This window comes from Chitinophaga ginsengisegetis (assembly GCF_900168065.1).
GTDB lineage: Bacteria > Bacteroidota > Bacteroidia > Chitinophagales > Chitinophagaceae > Chitinophaga > Chitinophaga ginsengisegetis.
In genome coordinates, this window is the sequence record NZ_FUZZ01000003.1 from 525798 (window position 1) to 542619 (window position 16822).

14 protein-coding genes are annotated in these 16822 nt (G+C 47.3%); 6 read left to right on the plus strand and 8 right to left on the minus strand.

Annotated elements, in window-relative coordinates:
- Window positions 1-3: 3 nt before the first annotated feature.
- A complete protein-coding gene (locus B5Z18_RS20800; protein WP_159454375.1) occupies window positions 4-3072 on the minus strand; it encodes a SusC/RagA family TonB-linked outer membrane protein in 3069 nt (1022 codons plus the stop codon).
- A 496-nt stretch (window positions 3073-3568) separates the two neighbouring features.
- On the opposite strand from B5Z18_RS20800, the gene B5Z18_RS20810 reads away from it, so the two are divergent.
- Complete coding sequence (locus B5Z18_RS20810) at window positions 3569-4225, plus strand: hypothetical protein (RefSeq protein WP_133256130.1); 657 nt, start codon at window positions 3569-3571, stop codon at window positions 4223-4225.
- On the opposite strand, the gene B5Z18_RS20815 is transcribed toward B5Z18_RS20810, so the two are convergent.
- From B5Z18_RS20815 to B5Z18_RS20825, 3 genes are all read right to left on the minus strand, one after another.
- A complete protein-coding gene (locus B5Z18_RS20815) occupies window positions 4222-5514 on the minus strand; it encodes a D-alanyl-D-alanine carboxypeptidase/D-alanyl-D-alanine-endopeptidase (protein WP_079471428.1) in 1293 nt (430 codons plus the stop codon). The two genes, B5Z18_RS20810 and B5Z18_RS20815, sit on opposite strands and share 4 nt — an antisense overlap.
- 106 nt (window positions 5515-5620) lie before the next feature.
- Window positions 5621-6952: a Gfo/Idh/MocA family protein gene (locus B5Z18_RS20820; protein ID WP_079471429.1), complete on the minus strand. Its 1332-nt coding sequence runs from the start codon at window positions 6950-6952 to the stop codon at window positions 5621-5623.
- 40 nt (window positions 6953-6992) lie between these two features.
- Window positions 6993-7961, minus strand: a complete 969-nt coding sequence (locus B5Z18_RS20825; RefSeq protein WP_079471430.1) for a formylglycine-generating enzyme family protein — start codon at window positions 7959-7961, stop codon at window positions 6993-6995.
- A 178-nt stretch (window positions 7962-8139) separates the two neighbouring features.
- On the opposite strand from B5Z18_RS20825, the gene B5Z18_RS20830 reads away from it, so the two are divergent.
- The 4 genes from B5Z18_RS20830 to B5Z18_RS32555 all read left to right on the plus strand — a co-directional run bounded on the left by B5Z18_RS20830 (window position 8140) and on the right by B5Z18_RS32555 (window position 11752).
- On the plus strand, window positions 8140-9072 hold the full coding sequence (locus tag B5Z18_RS20830) for a hydroxypyruvate isomerase family protein (RefSeq protein ID WP_079471431.1): 933 nt from the start codon (window positions 8140-8142) through the stop codon (window positions 9070-9072).
- Window positions 9073-9178: 106 nt separating this feature from the next.
- On the plus strand, window positions 9179-9529 hold the full coding sequence (locus tag B5Z18_RS20835; protein ID WP_079471432.1) for a phage holin family protein: 351 nt from the start codon (window positions 9179-9181) through the stop codon (window positions 9527-9529).
- Between the two features lie 34 nt (window positions 9530-9563).
- The gene (locus tag B5Z18_RS20840) at window positions 9564-11537 is read left to right on the plus strand and encodes an alpha-ketoacid dehydrogenase subunit alpha/beta (RefSeq protein ID WP_079471433.1); all 1974 of its coding nucleotides are present in this window, start codon (window positions 9564-9566) and stop codon (window positions 11535-11537) included.
- 71 nt (window positions 11538-11608) lie between these two features.
- Window positions 11609-11752: a hypothetical protein gene (locus B5Z18_RS32555; RefSeq protein ID WP_159454376.1), complete on the plus strand. Its 144-nt coding sequence runs from the start codon at window positions 11609-11611 to the stop codon at window positions 11750-11752.
- Window positions 11753-11883: 131 nt separating this feature from the next.
- Here the strand turns inward: B5Z18_RS32555 and B5Z18_RS20845 are convergent, their stop codons facing one another.
- The 3 genes from B5Z18_RS20845 to B5Z18_RS20855 form a co-directional block, all read right to left on the minus strand.
- Window positions 11884-12426 (minus strand): O-acetyl-ADP-ribose deacetylase, encoded by a 543-nt coding sequence (locus B5Z18_RS20845; RefSeq protein ID WP_079471434.1) that lies wholly within the window; start codon window positions 12424-12426, stop codon window positions 11884-11886.
- 4 nt (window positions 12427-12430) lie between these two features.
- A complete protein-coding gene (locus B5Z18_RS20850) occupies window positions 12431-13183 on the minus strand; it encodes an NYN domain-containing protein (protein ID WP_079471435.1) in 753 nt (250 codons plus the stop codon).
- Window positions 13184-13302: 119 nt separating this feature from the next.
- Window positions 13303-13773, minus strand: a complete 471-nt coding sequence (locus tag B5Z18_RS20855) for a Dps family protein (RefSeq protein ID WP_079471436.1) — start codon at window positions 13771-13773, stop codon at window positions 13303-13305.
- Between the two features lie 178 nt (window positions 13774-13951).
- On the opposite strand from B5Z18_RS20855, the gene B5Z18_RS20860 reads away from it, so the two are divergent.
- On the plus strand, window positions 13952-15145 hold the full coding sequence (locus B5Z18_RS20860; RefSeq protein ID WP_079471437.1) for an MFS transporter: 1194 nt from the start codon (window positions 13952-13954) through the stop codon (window positions 15143-15145).
- 106 nt (window positions 15146-15251) lie between these two features.
- Here B5Z18_RS20860 and rmuC read toward each other — a convergent pair whose 3' ends face one another.
- Complete coding sequence (gene rmuC, locus B5Z18_RS20865; RefSeq protein ID WP_079471438.1) at window positions 15252-16694, minus strand: DNA recombination protein RmuC; 1443 nt, start codon at window positions 16692-16694, stop codon at window positions 15252-15254.
- Window positions 16695-16822 lie beyond the last annotated feature (128 nt).

The following is a 16822-nucleotide window of genomic DNA, read 5'->3' on the forward strand; positions in this document are numbered from 1 at the left end:
TAATTAAAAGGTTACGTTTAATCCCACATTGTAAATCTTGGTTTGCGGATAGAACTGTCCGCTTCCACTTGGCGCTTCAGGGTCAAAAATCTTCACTTTGTCGATGGTGACCAGGTTCTGACCACTTACATATACCCGGAGGTTTTGCAGTCCAATCCGCTTGCAAAGAGTGGTAGGTATATTGTAACCAAGATCCAGGGTTTTTAAACGGACATAGTTGGTATTCCAATACCAGAAAGTATTCTGACGGTTTACCCAGTACTCACGGTCACGGTCGTACGCTCTTGGCCATGATCCGTTGATGTTGTCTTCTGTCCAGCGGTCTTTTACATATGCCATCGGGAAGTTACCGATCAACCCGGATTCTGTACGCAGGTACTGGCTTGCGCCGGTAGCGCCCTGCCACAGCATGGTGAAGTCGAAGTTTTTGAACTTGGCGGTCATGGTTAACCCGAAGATCCAGGTAGGATTTTCGGTACGGTCCATACGAACGCGGTCGAGATCATCAATAGCGCCGTCGCCGTTTTTATCCAGGAAGATAACATCGCCGGCTCTTGCGCCGCCTACGTGTGCGCTCTTGTCTACTTCATCCTGTGTTTTGTAAATGCCAATGGCCTGGTAATACAGCGGCGCACCTATCTGTTTGCCGGTAGCCTGCTGATATGCCGGAAGATTTGGCGTTTCGTCGAAGAACAATACTTTGTTTTCTGCGTGAGTAACCGTTCCTATAATTTCATAATGGAATTTTTTGATGTCGTTTTTGTGGCTTAATACCAGTTCAAACCCTTTGTTTTCCACTTTGGCGATATTTTCCTGTGGCAGGGTCATACCGGTATAACCGGGCATCGACTGGCTGCGGCTGGCGAGGATGTTGGATCTTTTTGTCAGGAAGTAATCTCCTTCAAAGGCCAGCTTATCTCCCAGTATTTTTGCTTCGATACCGAAATCATAGTTATTGGCTACTTCCCAGGTGATGGACTCATTGGGTGACCGCAGCTGGTAAAGCCCTTTATTCAAGTCGCCGCCCAGCATTACACCACCGGCGCTGAAGCCATAGGTGCTCAGGTATTGGAACGGATCTATCTGGTCGTTACCCATCTGGCCCCAGGATGCGCGCAGTTTAAAGTAGTCGAGCGTACGAATGCTTTTTTTCCAGAAGGCTTCGTTAGATAATACCCAACCTGCTGAAGCGCCGGGGAACAGTCCCATACGGCGGCCTTCCGGGAAATTCTGGGAGCCGTCGTAACGCATGTTATAATCAAACAGGTAGGTTTCTTTGTAATTATAGGAAATACGTCCGAAGTAATTACGGCGGGCATATTCAAAACCACTGCCGGCATTGTTCTTTTCTTTATCACCGCCTAAATTCAACTGGTCCAGCTTATCGCTGATAAAGTACCTGCGGTTAGCAGAGAAGCCGTCATTTTTCAACGTAGCCTGTTCAAAGGCGATGAAGCTGCTGAGGTTATGCTTTCCGAAAGAACGTACATAGTTCACTTTAAAGTTGACGGTGATTTGCCGTGTTGTACTGAACTGTTCCGTTAACTCCGGTGCGCTTACTCCCCTGGAACCCGCATTCAGCTTATGCGTAGGATCATTGGCATCTGCCAGCGTGTATAACGTCCAGGGTTTGATGTAGGATTTGTAGAAGTCGAAATTCTGATCGTATGCAAAACTACCATCTACAAACAATCCTTCTACCCCCGGAATATTCACAACGGCAGACATGTTGGTGTTGATCACATAGTTCTTATCGTTTGTGTAACCGATTGCATTTGTTCCCGTAACAACGGGGTTATCGCCGTATTCAATATCAGGCCCGGGTAGTCCGTTGGGCCAGATAGCGTTTTCTGTAGGGCGGCCGCGCATGAGTGATCTGAAAATAGAACCGGCACTGCGTGGAGGAAAGTTCCTGTTTTCGAGACGCCCTGCCAGGTCGAAACGCAGGCGGATGTAATCACTTACTACTGCATCCAGGTTGGCTCTTACGTTCTGTTGTTTGTAATTGGTAGCACTGCTTTTATAAATACCATCCTGGAATAACGACCCCAGGGAAACGTAGTACGACATTTTTTCTGTACCTCCGCTGAGCGACAGGTCGTGCCTGTTTTGCAAAGAGTATTTTTTAATCGCGGCATCGTACCAGTTGGTGTTAGGGTACAGCCATGGATCGGATCCATCTCCAAATTTCTTGATCTGTTCATCTGTATACTTCGGAGCGTCTCCTCCATACTTTAAAATTTCGTTCACCACTTTAGCATACGTAGGCGCATCAGCCATTTCCGGCAGCCTGGTGGGTGTTACAAAAGATTGGTTAAAGCCGTAACTCAGTGTAGGTTTACCTCCCTTACCACGTTTGGTGGTAACGAGGATAACGCCATTGGCTGCGCGGGAACCATAAATGGCCGCAGCAGCGTCTTTCAGAATGGAAACACTTTCGATGTCGTTGGGGTTCATGCGCTCAAAGCCATCGCGCGGGAAACCATCAATTACAACGAGCGGGTTACTGTTGCCTAAAGTACTGCGGCCACGGATAAAAATACGGGAGCCATCGTAACCGGGCTCTCCACTGTTGTTAACGGCGATAATGCCGGGAATACGTCCAACAAGCGAATTAGAGATATTAACGTTTGGTGACTGCTGTAACTCGGCGCCTTTTACAGAAGATACTGCGCCGGTTTTAGTAACTTTTTTCTGTGTACCGTAGCCAACTACTACGTACTCGTCCAGTGTTTTCTGGTTTTCTTTTAATACAACATTCAGGGCCGTCTTTCCGTCTACTTTCAGCTCCTGTGCATCAAAGCCGATGTATTGGAATACGAGTACCGCATCTTTTTTTACATCGGTTAGTACATAGTTACCTTTTTCATCGGAAGTGGCTCCTTTCTTAGAGTCTTTCACCAACACCGTAACCCCGGGCAGCGGGTTACCGTTGATGTCTTTTACCTTTCCCTTAACTGTGAGATTTCCTTGTTGCCATACGCTGGGTAATGGCGCACGCGCGGTAATGGCGCTGCTGGTGGTTGCAAAAAGGCATAGCAATAGCGTAGCCTTTGCATAACGTGGGTTCATGCTACAAGTGATTTTGGAAGATGATGAAATTTGTCTGTTAACTAGCTTTTCATAACGACGAAACGGGTATTCATGTCTATGTAAGATAAACATGAAAGGTTTAATTATTTTCTAAAAATAAATGTCGCAAATACAATTATTTTAAAAATTCTTCCTTAAAAAAAGAGGAAATGTAATTTCTACTAGTATAAGTATCTGAGAGACTAACTTTTCTTGTGTGAAAAGTTCCGTGCCCGGTTCCTGGGGCGTTTTGCCGTTGCAGGTTCAAAAAGTAGGTATCTGGTCAGCCCGCTGCAATTTTTATCTGCCGCAGATCTTTTTGCCAATCCCGTTATCAGCTCCACTCAGTGGCCGTTTCCGGTTCAGGATCGGCCGGCAGTTCCTGATTATTATATTATTAAAAACCCACCAGTGGAGATACTGGTGATTTTTTTTGCATAATTTTATACCCTTAAGCGTTATTTGAACGTTATAGTAACATCAACCATATGGTTTTATGAAAAAACGTTACTTTCTCATAGCTATCCTTTCAATGGTAACATTGCTGTTTTCCTGCAGTAAGGAAATGAGCAATGAAGGAGAAGGTACACAACCCTCCAACAGTAATTGCGAATATGCTCCTTACACGAACGGCTCCTCCTTTTCCTACATTAACGTAAATAGCGCTAAAGACACGATTACCTATACCCTCACGGTTTCAGAAGATACAACCATCAACGGCATTGTGTATAAAAAAGTGGGGAACGACAGCGTATTTACCTGCTCCAACTGTAAAGACGGCATTTATACACAAGTGGCCAGCATCCTTACTTTTCAGGGTTACAGCGCAGACAGCCTGGAGCTTACCTACCTGAAAGATAATGTACCCGCCGGCACCAGCTGGAAAGACACTATTACTGTGAACAACGGTGGCGTAACCACCTCCGGTATCCTGGAATTCACCATCACAGAAAAGGATATCACCAAAACGGTGAATGGCAAAAATTACGCCTCCGTGATCGCCGTGAAAATGGACGCCTATGCCATTGTTTTTGGCAACCCGGTTTCTGTGGGCACTATCTCTACCAGCTATTACGGCAAAGGAGTAGGACTGATAGAAGCTGATCAGCTGCATGATACTACCACCATCGTTTCTTATACCATAAAGCCTTAATAGGCCGCACTCACCATCGAGAGCAACCGCTCTACCGCCCTTCTTACACTGGTAGCGGATTCATGATGATTATTCACCAGCACACTGAATACCAGCGTTCTCTTTTTCTTTGTTTCCAGGTAGCCGCTTAATGCTACCACACCGTTCAGCGTACCCGTTTTGGCGTGTACTTTCTGTTGCTGATAATAGTTCTTCATTGTTCCCCTGCCGCCAGTGGGGAAAATTTGCCAGAGGCGTTCCTGCGGAAACTGTTCCCGCATCAGGGTGAGCACGGTTACAAAGTCGCGGGGCGTAAACAGGTTATACCGGGAAAGACCGGAACCATCCTCCCATTGCGGCGGATGCGGCAGGCTTTTGAGGTCGCCGGCAAGCAGGTACTTAATGGTCCGGGCGCTGCTGATGGTATCCCATAAAGCGGAAGAGGCCATCATCAGTGTTTGTTCTGCAAAGAAATTATCGCTGCGCTCCATCATCGGGATAAACAACGAATCTGCCGGGATGCTTTTCAGTACCGTGTAGTTTCCCGCCGGCGGTATAACGGCCAGCCCTATACGTTTATGCAACGTGTCTTCCAACCTTTGCCGCAGCTCCTGTACCGATCCGGTGATGAAAGGCACTTCGGCTTTTTCCAATGCTTTATCTTTCGGATTGTATTTCAGGTAGAATAAATTATTCCGTTCATCCCTCGACGTGATAGTTTCGCTCAGGGTATCATCTTCCATAATATCCAGGTCATAAAAAGCAGGTGTGATGCTATTGTTATTTCCCTGGTGAAGGATACGTACCACATTGCCGTACATAGGCCATTCGTTTAGTTCCGGCTGATAATCGTCCGCATAATCACCCCAACTCCAGCCCGGGCCGAAACGTTGATTGGCATTTACGCCCTGCACCAGGTATATCTTTTTAGCGGTTTGCTGCAACAGCTGCAGCAGGGGTTGGTAGTTATAGTCCGGGTGAAGAAAAGACGGGTCACCCATTCCTTTTACAAAGAGAGCCGTATCGTTTTCATAATACCGCGCCGCCGGAAGAGAATCCCCCAGCAGTTTCAATCCTGCGTACAACGAGAAGATCTTGGTATTGGATGCGGGCGTGAAAAACTTATTGTCCTGGTACTGGTACCAATATTTCCCGGTGGCCGGTTCATAAATGCAGATGCCCACATGTGCCTGCTCCATTGGTATTTTATGAAGCAGCTCTGCTTCTGCCCATTTCTTTATCGCCGCCACCTGGGCGGTTACACTTCCTCCGGTTAATATGGATATAATTACTACCAGTAATTTTTTCATAGATGGAAATTACGAATTGTGCATTACGAAACAGGGATTTATGAGAAGACCATTTTATTGATCTTCCCATAAATCCCTGATCCGTTTTTTTGGCCTGGTAATTTTATCAGGTAAAATATTTGGTAATGCCTGGTTTTGCGTAAGCATAATTACCGGAAGCATCCGGCATAACCGGCGGCTGTGCATCAAATGAATATGATTTAGGATGCAGATCCAGACCGGAGTTCAGCGCTACATTCCAATCGATCACCTGGCCGGAATAAGTAGCCAAACGGCCTATGATCGCAGAAAGGGTAGCCTGCGCGCCTCTTTCCGCATCTGCAAATTTGTATTCGCCTTTGGCAATAGCGGCAAACAGTTCATCGTGTTCCGTTTGGTAAGGATTGTTTTCTTTCTTCTTATCAAACTGGTATAACACTTTGCCTTTATGATCCACTATCTGTGCTTTATCACAGTAGATACGGCCCTTTGTTCCTACAATTTCCTCGTCTACTTTACTGGGAGCGTCTTTCCAGTGGCGGCACTGGCTGTTCATCACTACACCGTTGGCATAGCGGTACTCCACAAAGTGGTGGTCAAATATTTCACCGAACTCTTTGCCGGTACGCACAGCACGGCCGCCCATACCACCTGCGGTAACAGGGGTAGCGCCCATGAACCAGTTGCCCACGTCAATATTGTGGATATGCTGTTCTACGATATGATCGCCGCAGAGCCAGTTGAAATAATACCAGTTGCGCATCTGGTATTCCATTTCAGTATACTCGGGCTTGCGGGGTTTTACCCACAGCGCGCCCTGGTTCCACCACACCTGTGCCGACAGCATATCACCGATCATACCATCCTGGAAGCGTTTGTACAGTTCGCGGTAAGAATTCTGGTAGCGGCGTTGTAAACCTACTACTACGTTCAGCTTCTTGGTTTTAGCCACAGCAGCAGCTTCCAGTACTTTTTTAATACCGGCGGGATCTGTTGCTACCGGTTTTTCCATGAAGACATGTTTCCCTTGTTTAACCGCTTCTTCAAAATGAATGGGTCTGAAACCCGGAGGGGTGGCAAGGATCACTACATCCGCCAGTGCAATGGCTTGTTTGTAAGCGTCGAAGCCAATAAATTTATTGCTTTCAGGTACGTTTACCCGGTTGGCTTTATCGCCCAGTGCTTCTTTAATATCATTAAAGCTGTTGCTCAGCCTGTCGGGGAAGGCATCCGCCATCGCTACCAGCTCCACATTTTCTTTTGTGCTGAGCGCCTGTGTGGCAGCACCTGTACCTCGGCCACCGCAGCCAATCAGGGCTATTTTGATAACACCGGTAGATCCTGAGAAATAATTTGCTTTGGATAAAATAGGCATAGCCAACAAACCGCCCGCAAGCAAGGTAGTTTGCTTTACGAATTCGCGGCGGCCTTCACCGTGGAATTTCTTTTCGTTGTCCATAAATGAATAAGATTTTTAGATTTTTGGATGTTGAATCTTTCTAGCGTGCTCCTTTATATTTCGCGATCATCTCTTCAAAAAATGTTGTGGCTTCTGCTGCTGTTGGTTGTTTCACTGGTCTTACTATCCGGAAGCCAACAAAGGGGGCGTCTGCATTCCACCAGGAGCTTTTTGGGATCTGTGGATCCCGGCGGTTCCAGATGGGGTCCGACTTCAGGCGGGCGGCGCTGCGGAGCAGCGGGGCTTCATCCTGGAAGCTGCCGCCTTTCAGCAGCCGCGGGGTTTTAGCGGTAGGCTGTGTCCAGGGATCAGTAGCAGCTGCATTGGCTACGCCGTTTTCATCATATTGGTCCAGTGTCCATTCCTCCACATTGCCCAGCATATCGTATAGTCCCCAGGCATTGGGTTTCAGCTGTCCTACCTTATGGTATTTATTATCGCTGTTGCCCTGGAACCAGGCGTACTCTTTCAGCTCACCGGCATCGGCGCCAAAAGGATACGCTGTAGTGGAACCTGCCCTGCAGGCATATTCCCATTCTGCCGCTGTTGGCAGGCGATAAAAAACACCGGTTTTTATGTACAGCCACTGGCAATACATCAGGGCTGCATACTGGCTCATACTGTTGGCGGGAAATCCACCGGATTTGCCCATTCCCAGGGTAAGGTCAATATATGGCGGACTCGGACGGGTCATTCCATCCGGTGTGGGGGTTTTATCCTTTTCCGCATCGGCATATATATCGTATTCGTCAAAAGTAACTTCTGTGGCGCCCATCCAGAAATCCGAAATTGCTACCTTCTTTGCCGGGCCTTCATCTTTATTCCTTCCTTTTTCACTGTCGGGGCTTCCCAGTTGAAAGCTGCCTCCTTTTACTGGTACCATTTTAAAACTGACATCGGTTCCGGGGATTTGCTGGCTATAAGCTTCGAATGCCTGTTTTGATTGTGCTACAACAACAACCTGGCTGAACAATCCGCCCAGCGCTAAGGTCACATACTGTTTTATCATCTAACGTGTTTGAAAATATATAAGTGGGTGAATCTAAAAAAAACTAATCTGGAAAGCAATATTTTTTTATGAATGCGAAAATGGGCTGATGAATTGAAAATTTTTCATCAATATTAGTATTTCCTTAGAAAAGCGATTAAATTTAGCTCCCTGTCAATTATACAATCAATCAAACGTTATGGAAAGAAGAAAATTCCTGCAAAACGGCACCCTGGCCGGTATTTCAGCACTGGCACTGGGAGGCATCAGCAACGCTGCGCAAGCGGCCAGCGCCAATAACGCCAGCGTGGCCGGAAAGCCGTTTAACATGAACTATGGCCCTCATGATGGCATGTTTAAAAACAGTGCCAATGGCGGCAACTTCCTGGACCAGATAAAATATATGTACGACCAGGGATTCCGGTCTATCGAAGACAATGGCATGCTGGGGCGCTCTCCTGAGGAACAATCCAAAATAGGCGAACTCCTGAATAAACTGGGCATGACCATGGGCGTGTTTGTAGTAGATACCGGCAACAACTGGAAACCCTCCCTGGCCACAGGCAAACAGGAATTTAAAGAGGCCTTTATTAAAACCTGCAAAGCCAGCCTGGAAACAGCCAAACGTTGTAACGCCAAATGGGCCACCGTTGTACCCGGCTACTTTGAACGGACGCTCCCGATCGGCGTTCAAACCGCACACGTAATCGATGCACTGCGCAGCGGCGCGGAAATCTTTGAACCGCATGGCCTCATCATGGTGCTGGAACCCCTGAGCGATAACCCCGACCTGTTTCTCCGTACCGCCGAACAAAGCTTTGAAATATGCAAAGCCGTGAAAAGTCCTTCCTGCAAAATTTTATACGACATCTACCATATGCAGCGTAATACCGGTAACCTCATTCCTGTAATGGACTGGTGCTGGGATGAAATTGCCTATATCCAGATCGGCGACAACCCCGGTCGTAAGGAACCTGGCACCGGCGAAATCAATTATAAAAACATCTTTAAACATCTCCACAACAAAGGATATAAAGGTGTACTGGGCATGGAACACGGGATCGCCGGAAAAGGAAAAGAAGGCGAAGACGCACTGATAAAGGCATACCGCGAAGCAGACAGTTTTATATAAACAACTGATAAGTAGCTGTTGGTAACAAAACATTTACCTGTTACCAACAGCTAAACTTTGCCATTCACTTTTTTTTTCGTTACCTTAACTAGTAAAATGACGTACAATGGGTTTCCTGCTTCGTATACTAGTTAGTGCTTTAGCTGCCATGTTAACCGCCTACCTGCTGAAACCGGCAGTAAAAGTTGATAGCTTCATTACCGCGCTGATACTGGCGCTGGTGTTAGCGCTGTTAAATGCCCTGGTTAAACCCCTGCTCATTTTACTGACATTCCCGGTAACCATCGTTACCCTCGGGCTTTTTCTTTTTGTTATCAATGCACTGATCATTCTACTGGCCGCTAAACTGGTACCCGGTTTTAAAGTGGACGGTTTCTGGTGGGCCCTGCTTTTCAGTATAGTCATGACCGTAATCAACAGCGTCATGATCAGCCTTGCCGGCGGTAACAACGATTAGCCCTTACCTTTACTGCCTGTTAAAAAGCCAATTCATGCACTTTGACCGGTCAGACCTGAGCGATGCGCAATTAGTGTCTTTCTATAAAGCATTGGTATATCCACGGCTTATAGAAGAAAAAATGCTGTTGTTACTTCGACAGGGTAAAATAAGTAAATGGTTTTCAGGCATCGGCCAGGAGGCTATTGCCGTAGGCGCCACCCTGGCGCTGGAAGCAGACGAGTGGATACTTCCACTGCACCGCAACCTCGGCGTGTTTACCACCCGCGAAATGCCGCTCCACAAACTATTGCAGCAATGGCAGGGAAGCGAAGACGGCTACAGTAAAGGCCGCGAACGCTCCTTTCACTTTGGCAGCAGGCCACATCACATATGTGGTATGATCTCCCATCTCGGGCCCCAGCTCTCCATTGCCGACGGCATTGCACTGGCACACCAACTGAAAAAAGAAGAAAAGGTATCCCTCACTTTTACCGGCGAAGGCGGTACCAGCGAAGGAGAATTTCATGAAGCGCTCAATGTGGCCGCCGTATGGGGACTGCCGGTCATCTTCCTGATAGAAAATAATGGTTACGGACTAAGTACTCCCGTCAGTGAACAATATCGCTGTGCCAGCCTGGTAGATAAAGCCATTGGCTACGGCATGGAAGGTGTACAGATAGATGGCAACAACCTGCTGGAAGTATATCAAACCATACGAACCGCAAGAACCTATGCCATCAGGGAACAGAAACCAGTACTGATAGAAGCCATGACCTTCCGCATGCGCGGCCATGAGGAAGCCAGCGGCGTAAAATATGTGCCTCCGGCCCTGTTTGAGGAATGGGGTAAAAAAGATCCTATCACACAATATGAATCCTTCCTGGTACACGCAAACATACTTTCTGCAGAAAATATGTCCGCTATCCGGGAAGAACTGAAACATGAAATAGAAGTACAAGTGGCCGCGGGCCTTACCGATACCCCGTTTATTGCCAATACACAAACAGAACTAAATGACCTCTATGCCCCGGCTCCCGCTCCCATAGCCGCTTCGGGACCATCTTCAGAAAAGCGTTTTATCAATGCCTTGTCCGACGGTCTTAAACAGGCGATGGAGCAACACCCGGAGCTGATCCTGATGGGGCAGGACATTGCAGCCTATGGTGGGGCTTTTAAAATCACGGAAGGCTTCCTGGAACAGTTTGGCGCAAACAGGGTGCGCAATACCCCACTGTGCGAAAGCGCGGTGATCGGCGCTGCACTGGGCCTCTCCATCGGGGGATTCAAGAGCATGGTGGAAATGCAGTTCGCTGATTTTGTGACCTGTGGCTTCAACCAGATTGTGAACAACCTGGCAAAAATACATTACCGCTGGGGCCAACCGGCAGATGTGGTGATCAGGATGCCCGCCGGTGGCGGCGTTGGTGCCGGTCCCTTCCACTCACAAACCAACGAAGCCTGGTTTACCCATGTACCCGGCCTGAAAGTGGTATACCCTTCCAACCCTGCAGACGCCAAAGGCTTGCTCACTGCGGCTTTCGCCGACCCCAACCCCGTCATGTATTTCGAACATAAAGCGCTGTACCGCAGCATCAGCGGACCGGTACCCGATAATTATTACACCCTGGAAATAGGGAAAGCTGCGCTGGTACAGCCCGGAGAAGATATCAGCATCATTACCTGGGGCAGCGGCGTACACTGGGCGCTGGACTACGCCCAACAACACCCGGCGCTTTCTATCGCTATCCTGGACCTGCGTACCCTGCTGCCTCTCGATTACGCGGCCATCCGCGAAATAGTAGCGGCAACCGGTAAAGTGCTGATCCTGCATGAAGACACGCTGACAGGCGGCTTTGGCGCGGAAATCAGCGCCTGGATCGCTGAACACTGCTTCCCTCTCCTGGATGCCCCGGTGATGCGGTGTGCCAGCCTGGATACCCCCGTGCCTTTTGCCGGCTCCCTGGAAAAAAATTTTCTCGCCAAAGCAAGGCTGGACAAGTACATACAGCAATTAACCAACTGGTAACCGGCCGTTTGATTGGGAATATGCATTGAAAGTTTTAATTTGCATCCGGAATAATATAAAATCATTATACAATGTTGATGAATCTTTTAACAGTAGTACACACCACCAATTTTTATAAAGTTGGCGATAGTATCGGAGGTTTCCTGGCTCCTGTGGCCATTATCATTTTTGCTGCCATGTTTATCTACGCATGGGTTAAATACGCAAAAATCTAATTGCAATAGTTTTTCACATCGCATTATAAATAGAAGGGGCCATCTCAATGAGATGGCCCCTTCTATTTATAAAGTTTCTTCAAACTTCCAGCTTTTCATGGTAAGCTGCGATAGCACGGAAGTATACCGGATCACTCTTCCGGACGTATATACTGGTTATAATAGTGTTCGGTGTAACGCAAATTCTCTTCGTCAAAACATACCAGGATCACTTCTTCTATTTCTGTATTTTTCTCCAGGTATTTCACGATGGTGTCCATCGCTATTTTTGCAGCAAGGTCTTTAGGAAAATGGTAGATGCCTGTACTGATATTAGGGAAGGCAATACTTTTCAAGTGGTGCCGGTCGGCCAACTCCAGTGAGTGCCGGTAGCAATTGGCCAACAGGATATCTTCTTCACGGGTGCCGTTGTTCCAAACCGGTCCTACCGTATGAATAACATGTTTTGCCGGTAAACGACCGGCAGTGGTAATAACCGCTTCGCCGGTTTTGCAGCCTCCCTGCCGGGCAACAATGGCCCTGCAATCATTGAGTATATCCGGCCCGCCGGCGCGATGAATGGCTCCATCCACACCACCTCCACCCAAAAGCGAAGAGTTGGCCGCGTTAACAATGGCATCTGCCTTTACTTTTGTGATGTCGCCCTGAATTATGCTGATCTTTCTATATGCCATAGGATTATACAGTTCTTACGTACACCAGCTTCCCGGTTTTCTTTCCACTTTCCCTGATATCTATTTCAAAGTCCGGAAAACTTTTCAGCAATTGCACCAGCTTATTGAATCCAAAGTTACGGGAGTCAAAATCGGGCTGTTTCTTCAAAAGCAGGTTACCAAGTTCTCCCAGGTATGCCCATCCGTCTTCATCTGCAATATCATTGATGCTGGTGGATATTAAAGATACCAGTTGCTTATCCGCTTTACTGATGCTGTTCCGTTTGTCTTTGGTAGTCTTTGTTGTTTTTTCAGTATCTGTTTTCTTTTCTCTGACCTGTAAAATTTCCAGGTAAATAAATTTGTCGCACGCGGCCCTGAACGCACTAGGCGTTTTTTGTTCTCCCATACCATATACAATCATCCCGGCCTCGCGCAGGCGGGTAGCCAATCGGGTAAAATCGCTGTCGCTGGATACGAGGCAAAAGCCATCCACCCTCCCGGTATACAGTATATCCATTGCATCAATGATCATGGCCGAATCGGTGGCGTTTTTACCGGAGGTATAACTGTATTGCTGGATGGGAGTGATCGCATAATCGAGGAGTACCCCCTTCCATCCTACTACCGTGGGCTTCGTCCAGTCGCCGTAAATTCTTTTAAAGGTAGGATTACCATACTTGGCTATCTCTTCCAGCATACCTTTAATATTGTGATACGGGATGTTATCAGCGTCTATCAGCACTGCCAGGCGGAGATCTTTCGTGGTGTTATCCATTGTTTTAATTTTTGGGTTGAAGGGGAACATCAGCAAAGGTAGCCAATTGATGAAAACTAAAACGTGCCGGCTACAGTTATTTACTGCCACCAGCACGTTAGTTATTTTAAGTGCTTTGTTTAGCTCAGGTATGCGCGGATCATCCAGGCCAGCTTCATGTGCTTTTGCAGCATTTGGGTGGCAAAATCTGCGGCCCCTTTATCTTTGTATTTCTCATCAAATTCGTCGATGAGCCTGCGCAGGTTGCGGATAATTGTTTCATGATCATCCAGTAATTCCTTGAGTTGTTTTTTCTGGTCGTTGGAATACTCAGATTCGAGCAGGTTGGTCAGTTTCAATACATCGGCGTAACGGCCTTCTGCGTAGTGTCCCAGTGAACGGATGTATTCTGCTACCTCATCACCAAAGTCCTGCAGCTCTTCATATTGTGCTTCATAGAACTTATGCATTTCCATGAAATTACTTCCTTCGATATTCCAATGGGAATTGCGTGTTTTAGCATAAATCAATAATTCATCAGCCAATACTTTATTGAGTTCTAGTGCTATTTTCTTTGTGTTTTCTGCTGAAACACCAATGTTTGCTTTCATATCATCGAGTTTTTTTGGTTACTATAAATTTAATATTTCCCTGATTAGCGGACTATGATGATTGTCATAATTTAACAACCGGTTAATATAAACAGACCACTACTGATTTTTGTTCATGAGATCGCCGGGGTGGCAATTACTTTGCTAAAATTGTACCATAGTTCCTAATTTTGTGTGCATGTATCAGTCGAAGGAAAGAATTTACACCCTGCATTTTATACTTCTTTGTCTTAGTAATGCGCTCTTTTCTGCCAGCTTCAATATGATGATCCCTGAGCTGCCGGCTTATCTTACCCGGATGGGCGGCGCCGATTACAAAGGATATATTATTGGTCTGTTTACCTTAATGGCGGGGCTGTCGAGGCCATTCAGCGGAAAATTGACAGACACCATAGGACGTGTGCCTGTTATGATTTTCGGGTCGCTGGTATGTGTGGTGTGCAGCCTGATCTATCCGTTGATCAGTTCTGTGGGTGCGTTTCTGTTACTGCGGTTCTTTCACGGATTTTCTACGGGGTTTAAGCCTACGGGCACTTCTGCCTACGTGTCTGATATGGTGCCGGTTACGCGGCGTGGCGAAGCGATGGGGATGGTGGGATTATTCAGTACCATTGGTATGGCTATGGGGCCGGCCATTGGCGGATATGTGGCGGTACGATGGAATATTAACATCATGTTCCAGTTGTCTGCTGTATTTGCGCTGTTGTCTGTGGTTATTCTTATAGGGATGAAAGAAACCCTTACCAATAAGCAGCCCTTCCGGTTTTCCCTGCTAAAGATTTCCGGTAATGAGATCTTTGAACCATTGGTATGGTCACCGGTGATCATTACTTTCCTCACCTATTTCAGTTATGGCGCCATTCTCACTATCATACCGGATTTCAGCGCCTACCTGGGAATAAGCAATAAAGGGCTCTTCTTCACTTTCTTCACAGTCAGCTCCATCGGTATCCGGTTATTAGCGGGCAGGGTATCAGATCAGTTTGGCCGCGTACCTGTTTTAAAGATCTCCGCGCTGATGATGGCTGGCTCCATGCTGATGATGGCGCTGGCCCATAATAGCATATTACTCCTTTCCTCCGCAGTGGTATACGGAATTTCTGTGGGTCTCAACTCCCCTGCCGTTACTGCCTGGACGGTTGATCTGGGGCGGCCAGAACATCGTGGGCGCGCACTGGCCAGTATGTATATTGCCATGGAAGCCGGTATCGGCCTGGGAGCTTACTTTTCGGCTTTCATTTATAATAATCACGCCACCAATTTCCCGGTTACGTTCTATGTATTTGCCGCTATCACGATAATGGCTACTTTATATCTCAGTTTCATCTATAAACCCAGGAAGGCAACTGATGCTGCTCCGCAGCAGTTGTAATTTGCAGTCCCGGAAGATGTTCGCGGTAAAGCAGCGGATAGTAAAGGTGGTCCCATAGTTGCGCCTTCCCTCCGGCATCATTGATGCCCCTGCTTTTTCCTCCGCACTATTCCACAACATCCGTGTCTGCAATCCCTTTTGCAGGAATTACAGTAATCTGCTCTTCATCAGGCAGTGACAGGTCTGCAGCCGGATCTGCTTTCAGATCTTTTGGCAGCACCTTCTTATTGTCAAGACCCAATTTGCGCATTCTTTCCGCACGGCCCACAAGATTGCCGTTACCGGTGGATAACTTATTCATGGCGCTTTCGTAAACATTCTGGCTGCGTTTCAGGTGTTCCCCGATCAGGCCCATATCTTCTGCAAAGCCCACAAACTTATCATACAAGGCGCTTCCCTGTCTTACAATTTCTTCCGCGTTCTTATTTTGTTTATCCAATCGCCACATATTATCAATCACACGAAGTGTAGCCAGTAAAGATGGTACACTCACCAGTATGATCCTTTTACGGAAAGCGAAATCATACAAGTCTTCGTCCACCTGCATAATGGCCAGCGCATAAGCCGGCTCAATGGGGATAAACAACATCACAAAGTCGGTAGTGTTTTTATACAGCGTATGATAAGCTTTGGCACTTAGTTCGGTTACATGGTTTTTCACCGACTGCAGATGCATCCTGAGTGCCTGTTTCTTTTCATCTTCATTGGTGGCGCTGCAATACTGCTCATAGGCTTTCAGCGATACCTTGGAGTCAATCACCAGTTGCCGGTTTTCCGGCAGCTGCAATACCAGGTCGGGTTTTCTCAGTTGCCCGGTTTCATCACGTTGCGCATCCTGTGTAAAATAATGCACCCCCTTTTCCAGCCCGGAAGCTTCCAATACCCTTTCCAGGATCATTTCCCCCCAGTTTCCCTGCTTCTTCGTATCTGCCTTCAGCGCATTCGTCAGGTTATTCGCTTCTTTGGACAGCGTTTGATTGAGCAGTAACAACCGCTGCAACTCATTCTTTAACTCGGTACGCTGCGCCGTTTCCGCTACCAGCGACTGCTGCACGCTACTGCGGAAGTTGTCGATCTTCTCGGCCAGCGGCTTCAGTACATCATCCATTTTCACCTTGTTCTGCTCCATGAACGTACCGGAAATACGCTGTAACAGTTGCTGGGCAATATTTTCAAACTGGATTTTAAAATCCTGCTGCACCTGTTGCAACCGCTCCTTCTCCCCGCTCAACTGCAACTGGAGATATTTATTCTGCTCCATGATGCGGCCCTGCTCAGACATCAGCACCGAAAACTCTTCGTTTATCCGTTCCAGTTGCTCCTGCTTCTCTTTCACCAATGCCCCTTTATCATCCAGCATATTCTGCAGGTATTGCTGCCGGGCTTCCAGCAGGTTATACTTTTCCTGCAGGGCCGCCTGGCTGGCCTGCCAAATACCCTGCTGCTGCGTCAGCACCGCCTCCTGGGCACGCTGTTGTTGTTTAGCAGCGAACAAAAGGTAGCCGAGCACCAGTATCACAATTCCCGAAATGACGATTAGTGTAATCATGATAATTTCCTCTGAAAGCAAAATAACTTATTACTACGCACTGAATCTGCGTTGCGGTGAATAGATAAACTTCTTCAAAAATCATTAAAAAAGCAGGAACAACCGGAAATTGTTCCGCCCGTTCCTGC

Bases quoted from the DNA above. Each gene is read 5' to 3' on its own strand.
- B5Z18_RS20800 (WP_159454375.1), bottom strand. From the start codon at position 3,072: ATGAACCCACGTTATGCAAAGGCTACGCTATTGCTATGCCTTTTTGCA.
- B5Z18_RS20810 (WP_133256130.1), top strand. From the start codon at position 3,569: ATGAAAAAACGTTACTTTCTCATAGCTATCCTTTCAATGGTAACATTG.
- B5Z18_RS20815 (WP_079471428.1), bottom strand. From the start codon at position 5,514: ATGAAAAAATTACTGGTAGTAATTATATCCATATTAACCGGAGGAAGT.
- B5Z18_RS20820 (WP_079471429.1), bottom strand. From the start codon at position 6,952: ATGGACAACGAAAAGAAATTCCACGGTGAAGGCCGCCGCGAATTCGTA.
- B5Z18_RS20825 (WP_079471430.1), bottom strand. From the start codon at position 7,961: ATGATAAAACAGTATGTGACCTTAGCGCTGGGCGGATTGTTCAGCCAG.
- B5Z18_RS20830 (WP_079471431.1), top strand. From the start codon at position 8,140: ATGGAAAGAAGAAAATTCCTGCAAAACGGCACCCTGGCCGGTATTTCA.
- B5Z18_RS20835 (WP_079471432.1), top strand. From the start codon at position 9,179: ATGGGTTTCCTGCTTCGTATACTAGTTAGTGCTTTAGCTGCCATGTTA.
- B5Z18_RS20840 (WP_079471433.1), top strand. From the start codon at position 9,564: ATGCACTTTGACCGGTCAGACCTGAGCGATGCGCAATTAGTGTCTTTC.
- B5Z18_RS32555 (WP_159454376.1), top strand. From the start codon at position 11,609: ATGTTGATGAATCTTTTAACAGTAGTACACACCACCAATTTTTATAAA.
- B5Z18_RS20845 (WP_079471434.1), bottom strand. From the start codon at position 12,426: ATGGCATATAGAAAGATCAGCATAATTCAGGGCGACATCACAAAAGTA.
- B5Z18_RS20850 (WP_079471435.1), bottom strand. From the start codon at position 13,183: ATGGATAACACCACGAAAGATCTCCGCCTGGCAGTGCTGATAGACGCT.
- B5Z18_RS20855 (WP_079471436.1), bottom strand. From the start codon at position 13,773: ATGAAAGCAAACATTGGTGTTTCAGCAGAAAACACAAAGAAAATAGCA.
- B5Z18_RS20860 (WP_079471437.1), top strand. From the start codon at position 13,952: ATGTATCAGTCGAAGGAAAGAATTTACACCCTGCATTTTATACTTCTT.
- rmuC (WP_079471438.1), bottom strand. From the start codon at position 16,694: ATGATTACACTAATCGTCATTTCGGGAATTGTGATACTGGTGCTCGGC.